Raw genomic sequence first — 21,976 nt, forward strand, 5'->3', positions numbered from 1 at the left:
ATTCGGTAAAATTTTACCGTCTTTCTTTTACGCATTTATAGTGGACCCATGACTGCACAGGACGCCGAACAGCTGACGCTCGCGGGGCTTGCCCCACGCAAGCGTCGCAAACGCGCGTCCGCGGAGCGCACTCCGGCCGAGCATGACCCCATAGCCCATGTGGTGCTGGATGTGCAGGCGCTGCATCTGGGGCAGACCTTCGACTATCTCATCGAGGAGAAGGACAGCGAGGCCGCACAGCCCGGCGTGCTGGTACGGGTACGGTTCGGGGGGCAGCGCATCAGCGGGGTGATCTGGTCGCGCGGCGCCTCCAGTGACGTACCCCGTTCCTCGCTGCGATACCTCGAACGTGTGCTCAGCCCCGACGTGCTCGTCCCCGCCTCGATGCGGGAGGACATCGGTCTGATCGCCCAAGCCTATGGCGGCACCCGCGCCAATATTCTCCGGTTCGCGGTCCCGCCGCGTGTGGCCAAGGTCGAGGATGAGCAGCGACTTGCGGCGTCGTTCCACCGGGCACCGGGCACCGGGCTGGCCGACGGCGCTGCGCAGGGGTATCGGCGCATCGCCGCCAATTACGCGCAGGCCTCCGTACTGCAGGACGGGCTTACCGGCAACCGGTTCCAATCCTTCGTCTTCGATCTGATGCCCGGCGCGCGGCAGTGGCAGCGGGACATGGCCTGGATGGTGGCCACGGCCCTGACCGCAGGCAAAAGCGCCGTGGTGGAGCTGCCCACCATGCGCGAGGTGGAGGATCTGCTGCCCATGCTGCGCAATTACGGGCTCACGCGATTCGCCCCCTCCCCCACCGGAGGATGGACCGGGGATGTGGCCGTGCTCAATGCAGAGGCCATGCCAGCAGCCGACCGTTACCGCGCCTATCTGGCGGTGGCGCTGGGTCAGGTGAAGGTGGTCGTCGGCACGCGCGCCGTCATGTACGCCCCGGTTCAGGGACCGGCCCTGTTCGCGATATTGGAGGATGCCGCCTATCAGAACATGGACGGCATGATGCCCTATCCTCAGGCCCGTGGCGTGATGAGGCTGCGAGCCAAGGCACATGACGGCGTGTTCGTGGCCATGGCCAACGCGCGGACGCCGCAAAGCCAGTGGGAGAACACGGGACCGGACACTGTGGAGACGCCGGTGAGCGGGTATTCCACGGCGATCCATCCACTGGCATCGCCGCTCAAGGACGCCACGCCGTGGGTGCGATGGCTCAATCGGGATGAGCTGGCCCGGCTGGCCGACCCAAGCATCGGCGCCCGAGTGCCGCACACTGCAGTGCGCGTGTTGAGCAAGGCCTTGGAGAGTGGGCCGGTACTGCTGTCCATCCCCCAGGATGGCATCAGCGAGACGCTCAGCTGCGCGAAATGCCATCGGCAGGCCCGATGCGCGAAATGCGCGGGGCCATTGCAACGGTCGTCGGACGGACGGGATGCCACGCCACGATGCCGCTGGTGCGGTGCAGCCGCCATCAATTGGACATGCCCGGGATGTCATCACGAGCGCATGCGTGTCGTGCGTGTGGGTGCCGCCGGCACCGCGGCCGAATTGGCCGGCCTGTTCCGCGGGGTGCCGGTGGTGCTCTCCAGCAAGGCGCAGGGGCTGGTGCCGGATGTGGCGTGCCGACCAATGATCGTCATCGCGACGCCAGGATTCGAACCTCGCGTACGGCCCGTCAGCACAGAACAGGGCGCAGCCGGCCACGAATACCGTGCGGTGGCCATACTGGACGCTTGGACCAGCCTGTACGCGTTGGGGGTGGATGCCAGACTCGACACACTGACGGCATGGATGCGGGCCGTCTCACTGTGCGCGCCCCGATCGCGCGGAGGCCAGGCCCTGATTCTGGGCGAGACCGATCCCGCCATCGCCCAATCGCTGATGCTCTGGGATTCGCGGATACTTGCCGCCAAGGATATGGAGGAGCGAGTCGAGACCGGCATGCCACCGGCGGTGGCCGCGGGCTGCGTATGGGGGCGTCGTGATGCCGTGATGACACTGATGCAACGCATCGGCGCTCTTGGCGGAGACTGGTCCGTCTGCGACGACATGCCCGGCATGCTCGGGCCGGTGCCCATCGCGCAGCCGGACACCGTGGACGCCCGCGAACTCGAAGCCACCGCGGACCGGGTCAAGGCCGTGGTGCGGGTTCCGCAGCGGTCCCGAGCCGAGCTGGCGATCCGTCTGCACCGGGAGACCGCGCGGCATGTGGCCGCCAGGGAGGCGGGCGAACTGCGGTTCCGGGTGGACCCCAAGGATCTGATCTGACGATCTGACGAATGGGCCATTCGACTGTCCAATCGCCTGATCCAATCGTCGCCTACGCATGGAAGCATGGAATAGGACACACACCGAACCAAAGGAGGAAGCTATGAAGGGTTGGCCCGGTGAACCGGATATGGAGTACGACGTGCTGGTCGCGGACGGCGAGGCGGCGGCGAATGCCGGCAAGCCGATCACCGATGTGATCTTCGACTTCGGCAATGTGCTGATCTACTGGGACCCGGCGGCGGCGCTCATCCCTCGTTATAGCAGCACAACCATCGAACAGTTCCTGGACAACGACATCTCCGGGTTCTACGACATCAACGACCTCATGGACGGAGGCACCGCCCCCGAAGAGGCGATCGCCATCATGCGCGAACGCAAGGGGGACAAGTGGGCGGACATCCTCCAGTATTACATGGCCAACTTCCGTGATTCCCTGACCGGCATCGTGCCCGGTGCCCGCGTACTGGTCAACGATCTCAAGGCCGCAGGCATCGGCGTATGGGGTCTAAGCAACTGGGAGGCCGGTTCGTTCCACATCGCCGAGGAGCAGTGCGACATCCTCCAGCAGCTGGACGGCAAGCTCGTCTCCGGCTTCGTGCACCTGCGCAAGCCGCACAAGGAGATCTACGAGGCGGCGCTCAAGCAGTTCGGTATCAAAGCCGATGGCGCGCTGTTCATCGACGATAAGGCCATGAACATCGTCGGCGCGAATGCGGCCGGCATCCGCGGCACCCGGTTCAAGGATCCGGTCAAGCTGCGTCAACTGCTCATCGCCAACGGCCTCGACATCCCGAACGTGCGGTAAGGCAGAAATACCCCCATATACGGGGCGCTTCATCAGACCAATTGATAAGGAGGATTATGCTCAGACTGGTGTTCGCGGGCACGCCCGATGTGGCGGTGCCCTCGCTGAAGGCCTTCACCGACGACCCGCGCTTCGAGGTGGTCGGCGTGATCACCCGCCCGGATGCGCCTACTGGTCGTGGACGCAGGCTCACGCCGAGCCCGGTCAAAGCCACGGCATTGGAACTGGGTCTGCCGGTCATCGACGCCAAGCCGCGCTCCCCCGAATTCCTAGAGTCCTTGCGCGCGCTCAATGCGGATATCGCCGCGGTGATCGCGTACGGTAACATCCTGCCCAAAACGGTGTTGGATGCGGTGCCGATGGGCTGGTACAACCTGCATTTCTCCAATCTGCCGAAGTGGCGCGGTGCCGCGCCGGCGCAGCGGGCGATCTGGGCGGGCGACCCCACCACCGGCGCCGACGTGTTCAAGGTGGGCGAGGGATTGGACGATGGTCCGATCGTCGCCTCGATGACGATTCCCCTGACCGGCCGTGAAACCTCCGGCGAACTGCTGGAACGGCTGGCCCACGAAGGCGCGCCCATGTATGTGGATGCGCTGGCCGCGGTGGGTGACGGCACAGCCACATTCACCCCGCAGCCCGCCGATGGGCTGGAATACGCTCACAAGATCTCCGTCGAGGACGCCCGGATTTCGTGGACCGATGCGGCACAGGCCATCGACCGTCAGATTCGCGCATGCACGCCTCACCCCGGCGCATGGACCGAGCTGCAGGCCGGGAAGTCGGACGATGCCATCACCTTGCATATCCTCGCCGCGCAACCGGCGGATCGGTCCAATCCGAACACGCCGACCGGTCTGGAGCCCGGCGCGATCAGCGTGGGTAAGCGGAATGTCTGGGTCGGCACCGGAACCGAGGCACTGGAGCTGATTGAGGTCAAGGCGCAGGGCAAGAAAGCCATGCGCGCCGCCGATTGGGCCCGAGGCGCCCGGCTCTCCCCCACCGCCCACCTGCGGTAGGCCCTTCCTGCAATTACGGACGCACTGCGTGCGAGCTGACCGGCTCGCACGCCGGACCACGACAATCATCCGCTATACGAGCGCGGCACGAATGACCTTGACGAGATGCGTCACCGTAAGTCCATAGCGTTCATTGAGGTCGGCCAAGGAGACACGGTCGGTGAACTCCTTATCGGCGCCAAAGTTCAGCACGCGCGGGGTCCGGGCGCCGTCAATGCGGTGGTTCGCGTAATACGCGGTCACCTTCTCGCCCCAGCCGCCTTCAAGCTGGCCGTCCTCCAGCGTGACGACCAGCTCGTGGTCCTCTCGCAACGATTCCAGCGCCGCAACGTCCAGCGAACTGCATTGCCGCGGGTCGATGACCGTGACGTTCAGCGATGCGCCGGAAGGGCCGTGTCCCGACGCCGTATCCTCTCCCGCATCCGTACGACGCCCGCCGGCGGCGACCGAACGATCATGCATCAACGCGGCTGCCGTGCGTTCGGCCAGCGGATACGTGTTGCCCAGACCGATGATCGCCACGCGGGAACCGGCATGCGTCACACGCCACGCCAGTGGATCAGACATCTGACCGATAGACAAAGCTTCCGAATGATTCCCTGATGAGTGCAACGGGTGCAACTGTCGCGACGAGTCGCAATTCACATCATCAGGCGTCGCGGTATCACCCGAAACGACTTGCGGCGAGGGCCGGCCACCGGTCAACGGCAGCAACGACGCATCGCGCTCGGCGGCCAGAATCGGCTCGCCCGGCACACGAATCACCACGGGACCATCCGGCGGGGCTACCAGACCACCACAGCCGGCAGAAGCGCCCTCGCACGACCGAGTCTGTTCCGACCGCTTCCGCTCGCCGGCATGGTCATACGCAAAGGCGCCTCCACCGATGCCGCCCTGCGCATCGGCAATGTTGCGCCCTTCGGTCGCGGAGAAGCGGGGCCGATCATCAGGCTTCCGCGCTCCATCATCGTGATCGTCCGGCATCGTGGCCCAGGCGAGATCGGCCAGAAAATCAGCCTGTGACGTCGGCGCCAGCATCGTCACACCCGGGATATTGGCGAACATCATGACGTCGTACGCGCCGGAATGGGTGTTGTCCGAGCCGGACAGGCCACCTAGGAAATCGAGCACGGTCACCCGCGAGCGGTTCAGGCTCATCTCCTGGAAGAACTGATCGTAGGCCCGCTGGAAGAACGATGCGGTGGTGGCCACCACCGGGGTTCCGCCGGCGCGGGCGATGCCCGCTGCAAACGCGACGGCATGCGATTCGGTGATGCCGGTGTCTACGTAATGGGCTCCAGCCCGTTCGCGGAACTCATGGGTGATGCCGTTGGAGCCGGGAGTGGCCGGCGAAATAACCACCAGACCAGGCTCATTGGCGAATCGTGGCTCAAGCGCCGCCATGGCCAGTTTGCCGTAATGCTTGCGCGGGTCGTCCGGTCGGCCGAGCGCGGCGTCGGGATTCTGCCAATGGGAGGCCTCGCACTGACCCTCGTGCGGATCATGGTCGGACAGGTTGCAGTGATCGGAATGCCACGGTTCGGTGTGGGACACGTTGCATGCCGGGCGCACGCCCGCATCGGAGGCCGAAGACTCCGGGGCCGCGTTCCGACACGAGGAATCGTCCCGTTCGATAGCGCCGTGTATTCCACGCCCCTCCCGGTTCGCACCAGGCATTCCGCGCCCCTCCCGGTTCGCGCCGTGCATTCCACATCCCTCTTGGCTCGCATCATCCGACCGCTCGGACGGCACGGACAAACCAGCGTCCCGGCCACAACCACAACCACGCCCACAACCGCAGTCGGGATAGCCCGCCCCCTTGAGCGTGTGGATGTGCACCACCACCGGATGATCGATGTCCTTGACCTCGCGGAACGCCGCGGTCAGGGCGTCCACATCGTTGCCGCGCCCGACATACCGGTACTCGAATCCGAACGCCTCGAACAGATTGGGCTGGGCGGTGCCGCCGGAAGCGCGCAGCCGCGCAAGAGGACCGTACATGCCGCCGAAATCACCGGCGATGGACATCTCGTTGTCGTTGACGATGACGATGAGGTTGCCGCCCTGTTCGGCCGCGTTGTTCAATCCCTCGAACGCCACGCCGGAGCTCAGCGAACCATCGCCGATGATCGCCACCACGTTGCCGATGCCGCTCGCCTCGCCCTCCATATCGCGGGTTTTGGCCAAACCGCACGCCAGCGAGATGGACGTGCCGGTATGACCGAGCACGAACTGGTCATGTTCGCTCTCCCCGGGATTCGTGAACCCGGTGACCTCGCCGAAACGGTCGGCATCCAGATACGCCGCCGCCCGCCCGGTGAGCATCTTGTGCACGTAGCTCTGGTGGGACACGTCGAAAACAATGCGGTCGCGCGGCGAGTCGAACACCCGGTGTAGCGCCACCGTTGCCTCCACCATGCCGAGGTTTGAGCCGATATGGCCACCGTGAAGATGACCATAACGCAGCAGCGTGCGGCGAATTTGACAGCAAAGTTCATGCACTTCGGCGTCCGACAACCTCTTGACGTCGTCCGGGCCGGCTATGGAACGCAGCAGCGCATCGGAATCAAACGATCCGGAAGCTCCCGTCATCATGCCATCCATACCGTCGAACTCCCCTCCACTAGCCTTTCCGAAGGCGCAATCCTACTGTTCGATGCCTTCAGGCATGCGGCGGAGTCGTCAATACCCCCAACATCTCCGTATATCGGGCAGCCATCAGTGCGATAATTGGGCCGGAACACCACGCCGACGCATCCATCCGGACCGTGCCACCCGGACTGTGCCGCCTGACCCGTGTCACCCGGCCGTGTCGCGCGGTCCGAGACCAACGGGCCGCGCCGCCCGGACCATGCCGGTCGAACCGCATCAGGCGATTCGCGCCCATACCAGCGAAGGAGCTCATCATGAAAGCCGTATACGCATCCACCGTCGATTCCACCAACCCGCTCGCCGCGTTGGCGGTGGGCGACCGCCCCGAACCCGCACCGCGCCCGTACTGGTCCACGATCGCGGTGCGTGCAGCCAGTGTGAACCATCACGACCTCTGGTCGCTCAGAGGCGTGGGACTGTCCGCCGAACAGACGCCGATGATCCTCGGCACCGACGGCGCAGGCGTTCTGGACGAGGACATCCCCGGCAAGCACGGACTCAAGGCCGGCGGCGAGGTGGTGCTCTACACCTTCATCGGCACCGACGGCGCAGGCGTGGCCCCCGGCGAGCGCCGCACGATCCTCTCCGAGAAGTACCCCGGCACGATGGCCGAACATGTCGCCGTGCCCTCCGCCAACGTGTTCGCCAAGCCCGCGAACCTGACCATGGCCGAGGCGGCGACGCTCGGCACGAGCTGGCTGACCGCCTATTCTCTGATCTTCACCTCGGCGAACGTCAAGCCCGGTGACACGGTGCTCGTCCAAGGTGCCGGCGGCGGCGTGTCCACGGCGGCCATCCAGCTGGCCCATGCGGCCGGGCTTGAGGTGTTCGTCACTTCGCGGGACCAGGACAAACGCGAGCGCGCGCTGGCAATCGGCGCGGACGCGGCCTTCGAGGCCGGCGCACGATTGCCGCATAAGGTGGATGCGGTCATCGAATCCGTGGGAGCGGCCACCTGGTCGCATTCGGTCAAATCCGTGCGCCCCGGCGGCACCATCGCCGTCTGCGGGGCGACCACCGGGGACCAACCCGGTGCCGAACTGACGCGCGTGTTCTTCCAGGACATCCGTGTGCAGGGCAACACAATGGGCTCGCGCGAGGATTTCGCCAGACTGCTGCGGTTCGTCGAACACGCCAACCTCCACCCGACCATCGATTCGACGTTCGCCGGGCTCGACGCCGCACCCCAGGCCTTCGCCAAGCTCGACGCCGGCGACGTGTTCGGCAAGATCGTCATCGAGCTGTAGCGCACGAAGAATCACGCACGCCGACTCTTCGCAAGAGCGGAGTACAGTGGGCCATATTCTCAATAACTAGGGAGTAAATGATAATGGCAAACGAATCCAAGCCTGAAGTCGCCGTGGTCATGGGCTCGGCCAGCGACTGGGAGACCATGAAGCTCGCCTGCAACATCCTCGACCAATTCGGCGTCGCATACCACAAGCAGGTCATCTCCGCACACCGCACACCAGAGCTGATGGCCGATTTCGCGCATAACGCGCGCCGGAACGGCCTGAAGGTGATCATCGCCGGCGCCGGCGGCGCGGCCCACCTGCCGGGCATGATCGCAGCCCAGACCACGCTGCCGGTGATCGGCGTGCCGGTGCGTTCGCATGCGCTCTCCGGCTGGGATTCGCTGCTGTCCATCGTGCAGATGCCCGGCGGCATCCCGGTGGCCACCACCGCGGTCGGCAATTCCGGCGCCACCAACGCCGGTCTGCTCGCCGTGCAGATGCTGTCCGCGTTCGAACCGGAGCTGGCCGACAAGCTCGAGGATTACCGCAACTCGCTGAAGGAGAAGGTGGCCGAATCCAATGCCCAGCTTGTTTGAGGAAACCCACGGCGCTGTGCAGATGCTGCAGCCGGGCGCCACAATCGGCATCATCGGCGGCGGCCAGCTCGGCCGCATGATGGCCCTGTCCGCCAAATACATGGGCTTCCGCATCGGCGTGCTCGACCCGACCCCGGACTGTCCGACCGCGCAGGTGGCGGATTTCCAGATCGTCGGCGAATACGACGACAAGACCGCCATCCACGATCTGGCGGAGAAATCCGACGTGCTCACTTATGAGTTCGAGAACGTGGACGCCGAGTCCATCGACGAGGTGCGTCATCTGGTGGCCGCCCCGCAGGGCACCGACCTGTTGCGCGTGACGCAGGACCGCATCAACGAGAAGACGTTCATCAACCAGCACGGCATCGAGACCGCGCCGTGGCGTGAGGTCAACGACTTCGACGAGCTCGAGGCCGCCATCGACGAGCTGCACTACCCGTGTGTGCTCAAGACGCGTTCCGGCGGCTACGACGGCCACGGCCAGCATGTGCTGAGGAACGATGCCGATTTGGAGAAGATCCGCGCGCGCGGCGATCGCGGCGGCGGCTTCCCTCCCTCGATCCTCGAGGGCTTCGTGGATTTCGCGTTCGAGGCGTCCATCCTCGTGTCCGGCAACGGCAAGGATTATGTGACCTTCCCTATCGTGCGCAACGACCACCGCAACAACATCCTGCATATGACCATCGCCCCGGCCGAGGTGCGCCCGGAGATCGCCCGGACCGCGCATGAGATGGCCCTGGCGCTGGCCAAGGGATTCGAACTGGCCGGCACGCTCGCCATCGAGCTGTTCGTGACCAAGGACGACCGTGTGATCGTCAACGAGCTCGCCCCGCGCCCGCATAACTCCGGCCACTACACCATCGAGGCCTGCTCGATCGACCAGTTCGACGCGCATATCCGTGGCATCGCCGGCTGGCCGCTCATCCAGCCCCGGCTGCTGAGCCCGGCCGTGATGGTCAACGTGCTCGGCCAGCATGTGGCCCCCACGCGCGCGCTCATCGGTCAGCATCCGGAGTGGAACGTGCACGACTACGGCAAGGCCCAGGTGCGGCACAACCGCAAGATGGGCCATATCACCGTGCTCACGGATGACACCGCCCGTACCGTCGCCGAGCTCGAGGCCACCGGCTGCTGGGATGATCTGAAGCCGTACGAGAAGAGGGCGTGACCGTCTGTATGGCTGAACATATCGAACGTCAGACCAAACAGAAGGACGCCATCCACGCGGCTTTGGCGGCATGCGACGAGTTCATCTCCGCGCAGGAGCTGCACCGTCGCATGCAGGACGCTGGGTCCCGAATCGGACTGGCCACCGTATACCGCCAGCTCAACGCCTTGGCCGACGCAGGCGCCGCGGACACCATCCGGCTTGACGGGCAGCAGCTGTTCCGTCTGTGCGGCGACGACGGACATCACCATCATCTGGTGTGCCGCAATTGCGGCAAGACCGTCGAAATCGACCCGCCGAGCGAGACTTGGCTGCGCAAAGTGGCCGAAAGCCACGGGTTCACCGTGGAATCGCACACGCTCGAGGTCTTCGGCCTGTGCACCGACTGCCGAAAGGCGGAGCAGGCAAAAGACTGAGCGCAGCAGCCGGATATGCCGGATAAGAGTGAAGGGCGGTCTCCGTATGTCGGAGACCGCCCTTCACTCTTACCTTAGCCTACCTTGAGCCGCCGGCTCGCAGCACATCAGGCGAGGCCGGACAGCTTGTTGATCAGATCCGGGTCCCTGGTGGCACCCTTGTCGGCGGAGCGGGCGAAGGCGGCATAGGCCTTGAGGGCCTGCGAGACCTTGCGGTCGCGGTGCGCCACGTAGCCATCGCCGGCCTCGAGCTCGCGACGGCGCTCGGCCAGCTGCTCGTCGGTCAGTTCGACGTTCACGGAACGGGCTTCGATGTCGATGTCAATGATGTCGCCGTTCTTGATGAGCGCCACCGGGCCCTTGTTCGCGGCCTCGGGGGCCATGTGGCCAATGGCCAGACCGGACGAGCCGCCGGAGTAGCGACCGTCGGTGAGCATGGCCACCTGCTTGCCGATGCCCTTGCCCTTGACGAAGGAGGTCGGATACAGCATCTCCTGCATGCCCGGGCCGCCCTTCGGGCCTTCGTAACGGATCACCAGAGCCATGCCGGGCTTCAGCGTGTCGTCAAGAATGACCTTGATGGCCTCCTCCTGGGATTCGACCACCAGGGCCGGTCCACGGAACTTCCAAATCTCCTGGGGCACGCCGGCGGTCTTCACTACGCAGCCGTCGGGAGCAAGGTTGCCGCGCAGCACGGCGAGACCGCCCTCGTGGATCTCCGGGTGGTCGATGTCGTGGATGGCACCGTTCACGCGGTCGGTGTCGAGCGAGTCGAACAGGGTCTCATGGGTCCACGGTTCCGGGGAGATGATGTGGCCCGGTGCCGCGTGGTACATGGTCTTGGCCTCTTCGGTGCAGGTGTCGCGCATGATGTCCCAGTCGGCGAGCTTGTCCTCGAGCGTCGGGTAATCGATGGAGTGGACGTTCCTGTGCAGCTTGCCGGCGCGGTCGAGCTCGCCGAGGATGCCGCAGATGCCGCCCGCGCGGTGCACGTCGGAGATCTCCCACTTGCCGGAAGGCGCGGCCTTGCAGATGCAGGGCACGGTGTGGGAGATGCGCTCGATGTCGTCCAGGGTGAAGTCCACGTCAGCGGACTGCGCCATGGCCAGAATGTGCAGCACGGTGTTCGTGGAACCGCCCATGGCCACATCCATGGTCATGGCGTTCTCGAACGCCTCCTTGGTGGCGATGGAGCGCGGCAGCACGGAATCGTCGTCGTCCTTGTAGTACTGGTTGGCGATCTTGACGACCTGACGCGCGGCCTTGCGGAACAGCTCCTTGCGGAAGCCGTGGGAGGCGAGGATCGTGCCGTTGCCCGGCAGGGCCAGACCGATGGCCTCGGTCAGGCAGTTCATCGAGTTGGCGGTGAACATGCCGGCGCAGGAACCGCAGGTCGGGCACACGGTCTTCTCGTAGTTGAGCAGGTCCTCCTCGGAGACGCTATCGTCTGCGGAGGCGTACATCACGGAGATGAGGTCGGTGTTCTTCTTGACGGTGCCGTCGGCAAGCACCGTGGTGCCGGCCTCCATCGGGCCGCCGGAGACGAACACGGTCGGGATGTTGAGACGCAGGGCGGCCATGAGCATGCCCGGAACCACCTTGTCGCAGTTCGGGATGCAGATCAGGGCGTCGGCGCAGTGCGCATTGCACTGGTATTCCACGGTATCGGCGATGATATCGCGGGAAGGCAGGGAGTAGAGCATACCGGTGTGGCCCATGGCGATGCCGTCGTCCACGGCCATCGTGTTGAACTCGCGGGGGATGCCGCCAGCCTCCTTGATGGCTTCGGAAACGATGCGGCCCACCTTGTTGAGGTGGACGTGGCCGGGGAGGAACTCGTCGAAGGAGTTGGCGATGGCGATGATGGGCTTCTTGCCCATATCGTCGCCGCTGACGCCAGCGGCGCGGTAGAGGGCACGCGCGCCTGCGAAGACGCGGCCGGACATGAGTTTTGCAGATCGCATTTCAGTCATGGTTCCATTCAAGCTCTTGCGCGGGACACGGGTTTTGTCAAGAGTCACATTATGGAATTTTCGAAAACGTAACGTTGGCGAAGTCGGCGGTTGGCCCGATAATTCGCCAAATCCGCCGGGCTTCCGACCGACCGCCGCATCCGGCGGCCTTTGCCCGGTATCCCACAGTGTCCCCACGGACGGCTACACTTGCTTCGGTTGAGATAGATTTTTCCAAGTCTGGAGATAAGCATCATGGCTTTTGGCACCGACCCGCATCCCACTGGTCTTGCGAACCCGCCGATCGACGACCTCATGCAGCACGCCGATTCCAAGTACGCGCTGGCCATTTTCGCGGCCAAGCGCGCCCGTCAGATCAACTCCTACTTCACCCAGCTCAATGAGGGCCTGCTGCAGAACGTCGGCCCGCTGGTCGAATACCAGAACAACGAGAAGCCGCTGTCCATCGCCTTCCGCGAGATCGACGAGGGTCTGCTTGAGGAGACCTTGGGCGAGGACGACACCAACGAGGGCAACTGATCTGATCTGACTTCGCTCTGAATTCGCTCCACTCCCGAGATGTTCGCCACGGACCGAATTCAGACAACACACTTGCCTGAGCCGCGTCCAACGGCTATAAATCGACTTCAGGAGCGAACACGCTATAAGGGCTCGCGCCACCGCGCTGGTTGGCACGAGCCCTTTCGTATGTCTACTCCACAGTGACAGGCACATATCTGATAACTCAATATCGCCGACACCGTATCATTGTGCTTCGCGTCCGACGCGGGGCGATAAGTCCTACGAAAGGGATGATATGACAGAAGAAAAGCGGCTCATCTCCGCCGAATCCGTGACCGAAGGCCACCCCGACAAGGTCTGCGACCAAATCTCCGACGCTATTCTCGACGATCTGCTGGCCCAGGATCCCACCAGCCATGTGGCCGTGGAGACCTCGGCGGCCACCGGCGTGTTCCTGGTCTTCGGCGAGGTCACGTCCGAAGGCTACTGCGACGTGCAGGCCAAGGTGCGTGAGACCCTGCGCAACATCGGCTATACCTCTTCCGAAGTCGGTCTTGACGCCGACTCCTGCGGCGTGATCGTGGCCATCACCGGCCAGAGCGCCGAAATCAACCAAGGCGTCAGCCGTCTGAACGCCGCCGAGGAATCGGCCGCGAGCCGCGAACAGCGCTACGAGGCGCAGGGCGCCGGCGATCAGGGCGTGATGTTCGGCTACGCCACCGACGAGACCCCGGTGCTTATGCCGCTGCCCATCTATCTGGCGCATCGTCTCGCCTACCGCCTCACCCAGGTGCGCAAGTCCGGCGAGGTGCCGCACCTGCGCCCGGACGGCAAGACCCAGGTGACCATCGAGTACGACGACAACGACAAGCCCGTACGCCTCGACACCGTGCTGATCTCGACCCAGCACGATCCCGAGGCCAGCCATGCGTGGCTCGAGGCGCAGCTCAAGGAGCACGTCATCGACCCGGTGCTCAAGGACGTGCTGGGCGACAAAGTGCCGTACGAGGGGTACCGCCAGCTGGTGAACCCGACCGGTTCCTTCGTGCTGGGTGGCCCGGCCGCCGACGCCGGTCTGACCGGCCGCAAGATCATCGTGGACACCTACGGCGGCGCGGCCCATCACGGCGGTGGCGCATTCTCCGGCAAGGACCCGTCGAAGGTCGACCGTTCCGCAGCCTACGCCACGCGTTGGGTCGCCAAGAACATCGTGGCGGCAGGACTCGCCCACAAGGCCGAGGTTCAGGTAGCCTACGCGATCGGCGTGGCCGACCCGGTCTCCATCAACGTGGAGACGTTCGGTACGGAGCGTGACGGCGTGACGCGCGGCCAGATCGCCGCGGCGGTGCGCAAGGTGTTCGATCTGCGTCCGGCCGCCATCATCGACGAACTCGACCTTAAGCGCCCGATCTACCTGAAGACCGCCGCCTACGGCCACTTCGGCCGCACCGACGTGGAGTTCCCGTGGGAGCGCACGAACCGCGTGGACGAGCTCAAGGCCGCTATCGCCGAGCAGTGAGCATGGCCGCCGACCGATACGGGTTATCGGCGGCGGCACCCATGTCGATTGATTTCTGATGATGGGGTCGTCTGTCTTCTTGGACAGGCGACCCCATCATTGTCGCAAGCATCACTCGCTGTTCTTGATGGCGTCCAGCGCGGGAATCTTCACCGCCTTGTTGGCGGGTCCGAAGCCGAAGATAATGCCGATCAGCGTCGAGAAGAGGATGGCGAAGAGGAACAGCCACCACGGAATCACCGAATAGCGGGTCACGTCCTCGCCGCCAGCCAGCGACTGCCAGAAGCGTTCCCCGAACGAGAGGGATGCGGCGTCGCCCGAACTGCCCATGTACATCGATGAAAGATACGTCATGCCGACGAGATTGATGGCCAGCGATATCAGACCGCTCAATATGCATCCCACCAGTCCGCCGAAGAAGCCGATCGCCCCGGCCTCGGTGAGGAACATCATGCGGATGTCGCGCACATAGCAGCCGAGCGCCTTCATGATGCCGATCTCGCGCGTGCGTTCGGTCACGGACATGACCATCGTGTTGGCGATGCCGATGGCCGCCACCAGCAGGGACACCGCGCCGATGCCGCCGAGGATGAGCTGGATGGCCCTCGACTGCTCCTCCAGCGACTTGCGCATGTCCTCGTAGGACGAGGTGTCGAAGCCCATTGCCTTGATCTGCGATTCCACCTCGGGCACGGACGATAGGTCCGCGGCCTTGACGAACACCTGATCGTACGTGGTCGAGGTCTTCTTGGCCGTGGACGGGTCCACTTTGGCGATTAGCGCCTTCAGGTCCTTCAGGTCCATGACCAATCCGCTGGAGGTGGAGTATCCCTTGCTCTGGTCCGCCTTGGTAATGCCGGAGACGGTGAGGTCCACGGTGACGGTCTCCGACTGGGAGCCCGTGCCGCTCCCGGAACCGCCGCCCATCATCTGCATGCTGTAGGAGCTGCCCTGGTAATCGGTGCCGGTGACCAGCGTGAGCTGGGTCTTCATCGGATCGAAATACGGGTCCTGATCCTCGGGCTCCTCGCACTGGCCGGTGGCCTCGTTATACGTGCAGGAATACGAGCCGTCGCCGCGATTGGCGTAGCGCATCTCGCCGCCGCGCAGGGTGTCCATGAAGTCGTACGCCAGCCACTCGCCGGCCAAGACCTGACCATCGCGGACCGGCATGGAGCCGTCCTTGATCTTGTAGCCCATCTGGTCGAACTGCGTCATGTCAATGCCCATGATCTGCACGAAGTCGGCCACGTACCGTCCGCCCGAGCCGGCCTTGAGCGTGGCGTTGTACGGCAGGTTCATCACCGGCGTCACACCGGAGACGTTGCTCATTGAACGGAAGCTCTCGAGGGCCTTGTCATCCAGCTTGACCTCGGTGGTGCCGGCGCCGGTGTTCGTCCTACTGCCGCCGGAGGTGTAGACGGTGACGATGGAGAGATCGCCCATCTGCTTGAGCATCTTCTCGTTCTGCTCGTTGATGCCCTGGCCGAGGGAGATCATGAGCACGATGGAGCAGCAGCCGACGATCACGCCGAGCACGGTCAGGATCGTACGTGATTTGCGTCTCCATAGGTTCTGGCGGCAGAGCCGCAGGATATCGCCGAATCGCATGGGATGGCCTTCCCGTCAGGCCTTATGCGAGGCGGCGCCGCGAAAACCGCCGGCCCGTTTGCCGCCGTCGGCACCCGACGCGGCGGCTTCGGTCCCGCCGGAGACGACGGCACCTCCGCCCAGCGCCGCCTTGCCGGAGTCGATGATCTCGGTGACGGTGGCGTCCGCAGTCCCCGTTCCAGTGCCCGCGCCGGTACCACCAGCAACACCGGATGCGGCATCGCCAGCCATGGAACCGGAGGCACCGGACGCGCCGGAGTTCCCGGACCAGTCATCCCATTCCCCATCGATATCGTCCTTGGCCTTCTTGCTGCGACGACGGCGGACCAGCACCACGATCGCCACAATCACACCGGCCGCGACCACCACCGCCACGACCCAGACCCACCACGGCAGGCCCTGATCGACGGTCTGATTCATCGCGGGGTCCATCGTGGGGTCGGTCACCGGCATCTGCTCGCTCACGGCGAGCTTGACCGGGAATTCCTTGGTCTTGGTCTGCCCGTCCGAGTCCTCATAGGTGATCTTGAGCTTGGCGTCGAGCTCGCCCGAGGACTGCGGCGTGAAGGCGTAACCAATCGAGCCGGTGGCGCCGGAGGCCACATTGCCCACGTACTGGGTCTTCATCGTGGCGTCGAAGCCCTCGCCCTCCATCGTGGCCTCGACATTGGAGATGTCGCCCTTGCCCTTGTTCACGTATTCCATCGTGACCGTGGTCTCCTCGCCGGCGAAGGCCTGGTCCGGAAGCGCCGGCTCACTGATCTCGAAGCGGTCGGGTTGGCTGACCGGCACGGAGATCTTGATGTCGGACTGGTTCGAGGAACGTGAGCCGGAGTCCACATACTCGTATCGGAAGCTCACGGTGATGGGCTGCGCGCCGCTTTTGGCCGAGGAGACGGCCTGCATAGGCAGACTTTGGGTCAACGAGTATCCGGCCCACAGCGCATCCACGTAGAAGGTGTTGGTGCCGCCGGCGATGGCGAAGCTCTCGCCGCCATCGACCGTGACCACCATGTTCGAGACAGCGACCTGCCCCATGTTCTGGAAGGTGAAGGCCAGGTCGAATTTGGAGCCGGCGGCCACCGAATCGCCGCCGTACGTGAAGTTGGTGACGATGATGTTCGGCACGGGGCCGGCCACAGGCGTGTCACCGCCGCCGTCCGAGGTCTGTGCGGAGGCATTGCCATCCTCGGCGTATGCAGGATGCGGCAGGGAGACGACGGCAAACGCCAGCGCGAGGATGGCGAGCAATGCCGTGATGACGGCGAACATGCGATTGGTGAGGTGCTTCATCGGTCGACTCCTTGGACTGCGGCGTTGAAACGGTGGGAATGGTCGGAATGGTCGGAATAATCGAAATAATCAGAATGATCGGAATGGGCGGTGTTGGAGCGGTCATCGATGATCCGCCCATCGAACAACGTGACGATGCGGTCGGCGTACGAGGCCATCTGCGGGTCGTGCGTGACCAGCACGATGGTCTGGTTGAAATCGCGCGCGAACGAGCAGATCATGTCCATGACCTCGGCCTTGGTCTTGGAATCGAGGTTGCCGGTGGGCTCGTCGGCGAACACCACCTCCGGCTTGGTCACGAACGCACGCGCGATGCCGACGCGCTGTTGCTGTCCGCCGGACATCTGACGCGGATAGTGGCTCAGGCGATGGCCCAATCCCACGCGCTTGAGCACGCCGCGGGCCGCCCGCTCCCGCTGTTCCCTAGGCACGCCGCGGAACATGAGCGGCATCGCCACGTTCTCGACGGCGGTGAGGTTCGGCAGCAGGTTGTACGACTGGAACACGAATCCGAGATGCTTCTGGCGGAATGCGGCGAGCTCGCGCTCGTCGAGACGGCTGACCGGCACTCCCCCGATGCGTACGCCGCCACGGGTCGGCTTCTCCATGCCGGCCAGCTGGTTGAGCAGCGTGGATTTGCCGGAGCCGGATTCGCCGAAGATACAGCAGATCTGCCCCTGCAGAATCGCAAGGTTCACGCGGTCCAGCGCCACCACCGTCTCGTCCTCGACGGGGTATTCCTTGCGCAGGTTCCTCACTTCGATGATGGGACGGCCAGCGGAACCGCCGATGCGGCCGCCGACGGGCGAATCGCCGGATATGCCGGCGGGACTGTCTGATCGAGGCACGGGCACCTTCTCTCTCGTTCGTCGCCATTGGCGAGCGCTGCGCGCGTGACCGCACCTCTCACAACCGTTGCATCGCGGTGACGCGAATCACACTTCTTCCAGTGAGTCTAGTGCGAACGTTCAGGTTGCGCACCCATTAGGGGTGTTCCCTGATGCCGGTCGGGTGCCAATAGGGGTGGGCGAATCGCCGGTTCACCCGGCATCGAACGCGGCGACCGCCTCCATGAACCGCTTGCCGTACAGGTCGAGCTTGTGCTGGCCCACACCGTTGACGGCAAGGAACTGGGCGTCGGTGACCGGCTTGATGCGGGCCATGTCGCGCAGGGTCTTGTCCGAGAAGACGATGTACGGCGGTTTGCCGATCTCCTGCGCGATGGTGCGGCGCAGCTCACGCAGCTTCTGGAACAGCGCCTCGTCCTCGTCGTCCGGGATGTAGGAGTCAAGCGCCCGGCCGTCGCCGTCGGATACTGCGCCGGCGAATCCGGCGCTCCCGGCGCCATTGCCGGCGCCGTTGCCGCCGCCGAAACGCCCCGAGCCGCCCGTCCCACCGGCCTTGCGCTCCACCCGCTTGATCTCATAGTGGAAGTCCGGCTGTGCCGTTTCGACGGCGCGACGGCCGAACATGACGATCGGCAGACGACCTTCGGCGATGGCCAGATAGCCGTCCGTGGCCATCTGGCTGAGCACGTCGCGGATGCGCGCCTCGTTCACGTCCTTGAGCATGCCGAAGGTGGGCATCTGTTCCGGATTGAGCCACGCGAGATCCTGCGCCTTGGAGCCGCGCAGGATCTTCACGATCTTGCCCGACCCGACCCGCTGGTTCACGTCATGCACGCACCGGCTGATGGCCTGGGCCACACGGGTCACGTCGATGGTTTCGAACGTGCTTTCGCAGTTCGAGCAGGCTCCGCAGGTGTTTTCGGCGGCCCCGGCCGTCCCCTTCGCCGCGCCCGTCGGCTCGAGCTCCTGCCCGAAATACCGGGTCATGTACCGATGCAGGCATTCGGTGGTGCGGCAGTATCCGACCATGCCGTCCAGCAGTCTGCGCTTGGACTGGCGCACAATCTCCTGCTCCTCGGGCGTGAGCCGTTCGTTGTCGTAGTCGTTGTCCAGAAGACGACGCCGGGTGACGATATCCGATTCGTTCCACAGCAGCGTGCACCGGCTGGGTTCGCCGTCGCGTCCGGCGCGTCCCGCCTCCTGGTAGTAGGCTTCGATGGATTCGGGCATGTTGTGGTGGATCACGAACCGCACATTGGATTTGTCGATGCCCATGCCGAAGGCGTTCGTGGCGACGACCACCGGCACCCGATCGGTGATGAAGTCGCGCTGGGCCCGTTCGCGCACATCGGGGGCCATGCCGCCGTGATAGGCCACGGCCGAATGCCCCATCTGGTTGAGGGTGGCCGCGAGCGCCTCCGTCTCCTTGCGGGTGGCGCAGTAGACGATGCCGGATTCGTCCGCGTGATCGGCCACATAGCGGGCCACCCACGCGGCCTTGTACTTGGTCTCCAGCTTGACCACGTCGAAGTACAGGTTCGGCCGGTCGAATCCGGTGACGGTGACGGAGGGATCGCGCAGTCCCAGCATCCCCACGATGTCCCGGCGCACCCGTTCGGTGGCGGTCGCGGTGAACGCGCCCACCGGCGGACGGCTCGGCAGGGAGGCGATGAAGTCGCCGATGCCGAGATACGACGAACGGAAGTCCTGCCCCCACTGGGAGACGCAATGCGCCTCATCCACGGCCACAAGCGCGATCGGCGTGCGGGAGGCGAAGTCGCGGAACCGTCCCGTCTCCAAACGTTCCGGGGCGACGTACAGCAGTTTCACCTCACCTGCGGCGGCCTGGGCGAACACCATCGACTGCTCGTCCGGGGTCTGGGTGGTGTTGACGAACGCGGCCGGCAGCCCCAGATCGTTCAGCGCATCCACCTGATCGCGCATCAGGGAGATGAGCGGGGAGATGACGATTGTGACGCCCGGCAGCAAGGCGGCGGGCACCTGATAGCACACGGATTTGCCGGCGCCGGTGGGCATGACGCCAAGTACGTCGCGCCCGGCGAGCAGCGATTCGACGATCCCTTGCTGCCCCGGCCGGAACGAATCGTAGCCGAAATACCGTTTGAGCGCCCCCAATGCATCCTGTGCTGTCATAGTTGACCAGTGTAGCGACGCCGCCGGGCCGAGGGGATGCTGAGCGTCCCGGCCCGGAGGCCACCACGTTGCCCCGCACCGCGTGAGGTTGGTCACAAACGGTTGCGCCGGCGGCTCAACGGGCGCAGTGGCGAGGAATGCGGTAGCCCGGCCGTATTACTATGCAGACAAGGGGAAAGGGAGTAGTGTATCTTTCCCGCAATATGATGTGCAGAATATGCAAAGAATAAGGTGGATATGACCGACGTAACAACTTCATTCCCACGCCCGAACGACGAGCAGACCACAGTGCTGCGTCCCGTGGGTTTTGACGGCATGCCGAGGACTACCGCCGATACGGATGCGGTCGATACCCGTAAGCGCAGGTCCCGCATGAACCATGCGAAACGCCGCAACAGGACCGGGCTCGTGGTGCTCTTCGCCGTGCTCGCGGTGCTGCTCGCCGCGCTGATCGCCTACTTCTTCATCGGCCGCTGGTACTTCCAGGACAAGGCCGCGCCCGGCGTGCATCTGGGCAACGTGTCCGTGATGGGACAGACCAAGGACGAGCTCACCGACACCGTCAACCAGCAGGTGAAGAACACGGTGGTGAGCTTCACCGCGGACGGCAAGACCGCCAAGGCCTCCCTGAGCGATCTGGGTGTGTCCGTGGACACGTCCAAGACGGTGGATGCCCTGCTCAACGCCAAGACCGGCGATTTCGCCAAGCTCAACATCTTCGACCAGCCGCATGTGGCGCTTGCCGCCAGCACGGACAACGCCACGGCCGAACAGTACGTGACCGATGGTCTGGTGGATGAGGCCGACCGCGTGCAGCTGACCTCCGTGAGCTACAACAAGGACTCCCAGCAGTTCGAGGTCGTCGCCGGCAAGGATGGCAAGCAGCCGAACACGCAGACCATCACCGCCGCCGTGAAGCAGACGGTAGGCAACCCGGGCGAGCACACCACGGTCGCCGTGAAGCTGGAGACCGGCAAGGACATCGTGGACCCGGCCGTGGCCCAGCAGGTCAGCGATGACGCCAACGCGCGTCTGGGCCTAACCATCAACCTCGGCAACACGAAGGACCGGAACATCACCATCCCGGCCGAGCAGATCGCCACGTTCCTCAAGCCGACCACCAATGTCAAGACGGGCGAAATCAGCCTCAAGGTGGACGATAAGGCCATCAGCACGTACGTCGCCAGCGCCGACGTGGTCAAGGAACTGACCGAGGAGAAGGTGACCCGCGAGGTCTACATCGCACCGAAGGCCGAGGGCGGTCAGCGCATCGGCGCCGACAAGACCTTGGGCCAGGACGGTGTGGAGGTGACCGGCGTGGGCGATGCCCCCGCACAGATCGCTAAGGCCTTGGAGCAGAACCAGCCGGTCGATACGGCCGTAGCGGTGAAGGACACCCCGTATGACGTCAAGGAGGTCGAGGTCCCCCACAACTTCGACGTGGCCAACGGCGATCCGTGGGTGCATGTGAACCTGACGAACCAGACCGCCACCGCCTACCGCGGCACCACGCCGGTCGCCACGTTCAACATCGCCTCCGGCCAGTACACGGCCGACGGTTCGCGACTGTCCGCCACCGGAACGTTCTACGTGTACCTGAAATACGAATCCCAGACGATGAGCGGCCCCGGCTACTCCCAGCCCGGCACCCCGTGGGTGTCCTACTACAACGGCAGCGAAGCGTTGCACGGCGTGCCCGTGTACATGTGGGGCGAGCACCCGATTTACGTCCAGCAGGGCATCCCGGGCTCCCACGGTTGCATCAACATGCAGGTGGCCGACGCCAAGTGGATGTATGACTTCGCACCGCTCGGCACCCGTGTGGTGGTCGATGGCACCACCCCGTCCTCCGGCGAGCCGTTGCGTGCCGCCGGCCCGGATGCCACCACGTACACCGGCGCGTGATGCAGTC

Annotated in this window: 16 protein-coding genes and 1 riboswitch; of the genes, 10 read left to right on the forward strand and 6 right to left on the reverse strand. The window is 64.7% G+C overall.

From position 1 onward, the window contains the following. Positions 1 to 48 precede the first annotated feature (48 nt). The 3 genes from BG22_RS05980 (at position 49) to fmt (ending at position 4,095) form a co-directional block, all read left to right on the forward strand. Complete coding sequence (locus tag BG22_RS05980; RefSeq protein ID WP_140494087.1) at positions 49 to 2,268, forward strand: primosomal protein N'; 2,220 nt, start codon at positions 49 to 51, stop codon at positions 2,266 to 2,268. A gap of 103 nt (positions 2,269 to 2,371) precedes the next feature. Continuing rightward, positions 2,372 to 3,076, forward strand: a complete 705-nt coding sequence (locus tag BG22_RS05985) for an HAD family phosphatase (RefSeq protein ID WP_094667083.1) — start codon at positions 2,372 to 2,374, stop codon at positions 3,074 to 3,076. Positions 3,077 to 3,132: 56 nt separating this feature from the next. Then, complete coding sequence (gene fmt, locus BG22_RS05990) at positions 3,133 to 4,095, forward strand: methionyl-tRNA formyltransferase (RefSeq protein ID WP_140494089.1); 963 nt, start codon at positions 3,133 to 3,135, stop codon at positions 4,093 to 4,095. A 72-nt stretch (positions 4,096 to 4,167) separates the two neighbouring features. Here fmt and BG22_RS05995 read toward each other — a convergent pair whose 3' ends face one another. Beyond that, entirely contained in the window at positions 4,168 to 6,699 is a 2,532-nt protein-coding gene (locus tag BG22_RS05995; RefSeq protein WP_140494091.1) for a 1-deoxy-D-xylulose-5-phosphate synthase, read from the reverse strand. A gap of 302 nt (positions 6,700 to 7,001) precedes the next feature. On the opposite strand from BG22_RS05995, the gene BG22_RS06000 reads away from it, so the two are divergent. From BG22_RS06000 to BG22_RS06015, 4 genes are all read left to right on the forward strand, one after another. Beyond that, positions 7,002 to 7,994, forward strand: coding sequence for a zinc-binding dehydrogenase (locus BG22_RS06000; RefSeq protein WP_140494093.1), 993 nt, complete (start codon positions 7,002 to 7,004; stop codon positions 7,992 to 7,994). A gap of 83 nt (positions 7,995 to 8,077) precedes the next feature. Continuing rightward, positions 8,078 to 8,578: a 5-(carboxyamino)imidazole ribonucleotide mutase gene (gene purE / locus BG22_RS06005; protein ID WP_181163406.1), complete on the forward strand. Its 501-nt coding sequence runs from the start codon at positions 8,078 to 8,080 to the stop codon at positions 8,576 to 8,578. After that, a complete protein-coding gene (gene purK / locus BG22_RS06010; RefSeq protein ID WP_140494097.1) occupies positions 8,562 to 9,749 on the forward strand; it encodes a 5-(carboxyamino)imidazole ribonucleotide synthase in 1,188 nt (395 codons plus the stop codon). The genes purE and purK overlap by 17 nt, the downstream gene beginning before the upstream one ends. Positions 9,750 to 9,757: 8 nt before the next feature. Next, the gene (locus tag BG22_RS06015; protein ID WP_140494099.1) at positions 9,758 to 10,165 is read left to right on the forward strand and encodes a Fur family transcriptional regulator; all 408 of its coding nucleotides are present in this window, start codon (positions 9,758 to 9,760) and stop codon (positions 10,163 to 10,165) included. 107 nt (positions 10,166 to 10,272) lie between these two features. Here the strand turns inward: BG22_RS06015 and ilvD are convergent, their stop codons facing one another. After that, on the reverse strand, positions 10,273 to 12,138 hold the full coding sequence (ilvD, locus tag BG22_RS06020) for a dihydroxy-acid dehydratase (RefSeq protein ID WP_094667090.1): 1,866 nt from the start codon (positions 12,136 to 12,138) through the stop codon (positions 10,273 to 10,275). A 234-nt stretch (positions 12,139 to 12,372) separates the two neighbouring features. On the opposite strand from ilvD, the gene rpoZ reads away from it, so the two are divergent. Together rpoZ and metK are read left to right on the forward strand one after the other, a co-directional pair. Then, a complete protein-coding gene (gene rpoZ, locus BG22_RS06025) occupies positions 12,373 to 12,657 on the forward strand; it encodes a DNA-directed RNA polymerase subunit omega (RefSeq protein ID WP_094667091.1) in 285 nt (94 codons plus the stop codon). Between the two features lie 221 nt (positions 12,658 to 12,878). Then, positions 12,879 to 12,939, forward strand: a riboswitch (SAM riboswitch). Then, positions 12,935 to 14,158 (forward strand): methionine adenosyltransferase, encoded by a 1,224-nt coding sequence (gene metK, locus BG22_RS06030; RefSeq protein WP_140494101.1) that lies wholly within the window; start codon positions 12,935 to 12,937, stop codon positions 14,156 to 14,158. It overlaps the preceding riboswitch by 5 nt. 111 nt (positions 14,159 to 14,269) lie before the next feature. On the opposite strand, the gene BG22_RS06035 is transcribed toward metK, so the two are convergent. The 4 genes from BG22_RS06035 to recQ all read right to left on the reverse strand — a co-directional run bounded on the left by BG22_RS06035 (position 14,270) and on the right by recQ (position 20,064). Then, positions 14,270 to 15,769, reverse strand: a complete 1,500-nt coding sequence (locus BG22_RS06035; RefSeq protein WP_140494103.1) for an ABC transporter permease — start codon at positions 15,767 to 15,769, stop codon at positions 14,270 to 14,272. 15 nt (positions 15,770 to 15,784) lie between these two features. Continuing rightward, on the reverse strand, positions 15,785 to 17,062 hold the full coding sequence (locus BG22_RS06040) for a COG1361 S-layer family protein (RefSeq protein WP_258186234.1): 1,278 nt from the start codon (positions 17,060 to 17,062) through the stop codon (positions 15,785 to 15,787). Further along, positions 17,059 to 17,820, reverse strand: a complete 762-nt coding sequence (locus tag BG22_RS06045; RefSeq protein WP_375137706.1) for an ABC transporter ATP-binding protein — start codon at positions 17,818 to 17,820, stop codon at positions 17,059 to 17,061. Before BG22_RS06045 ends, BG22_RS06040 begins: the two co-directional genes overlap by 4 nt. Before the next feature lie 282 nt (positions 17,821 to 18,102). Next, on the reverse strand, positions 18,103 to 20,064 hold the full coding sequence (recQ, locus tag BG22_RS06050; protein WP_140494105.1) for a DNA helicase RecQ: 1,962 nt from the start codon (positions 20,062 to 20,064) through the stop codon (positions 18,103 to 18,105). 237 nt (positions 20,065 to 20,301) lie between these two features. On the opposite strand from recQ, the gene BG22_RS06055 reads away from it, so the two are divergent. After that, entirely contained in the window at positions 20,302 to 21,969 is a 1,668-nt protein-coding gene (locus BG22_RS06055; RefSeq protein ID WP_140494107.1) for a L,D-transpeptidase, read from the forward strand. Positions 21,970 to 21,976: the final 7 nt, after the last annotated feature.

Origin of the sequence: Bifidobacterium sp. UTBIF-78 (assembly GCF_006408945.1) — a bacterium.
Taxonomy (GTDB): Bacteria; Actinomycetota; Actinomycetes; order Actinomycetales; family Bifidobacteriaceae; genus Bifidobacterium; species Bifidobacterium myosotis.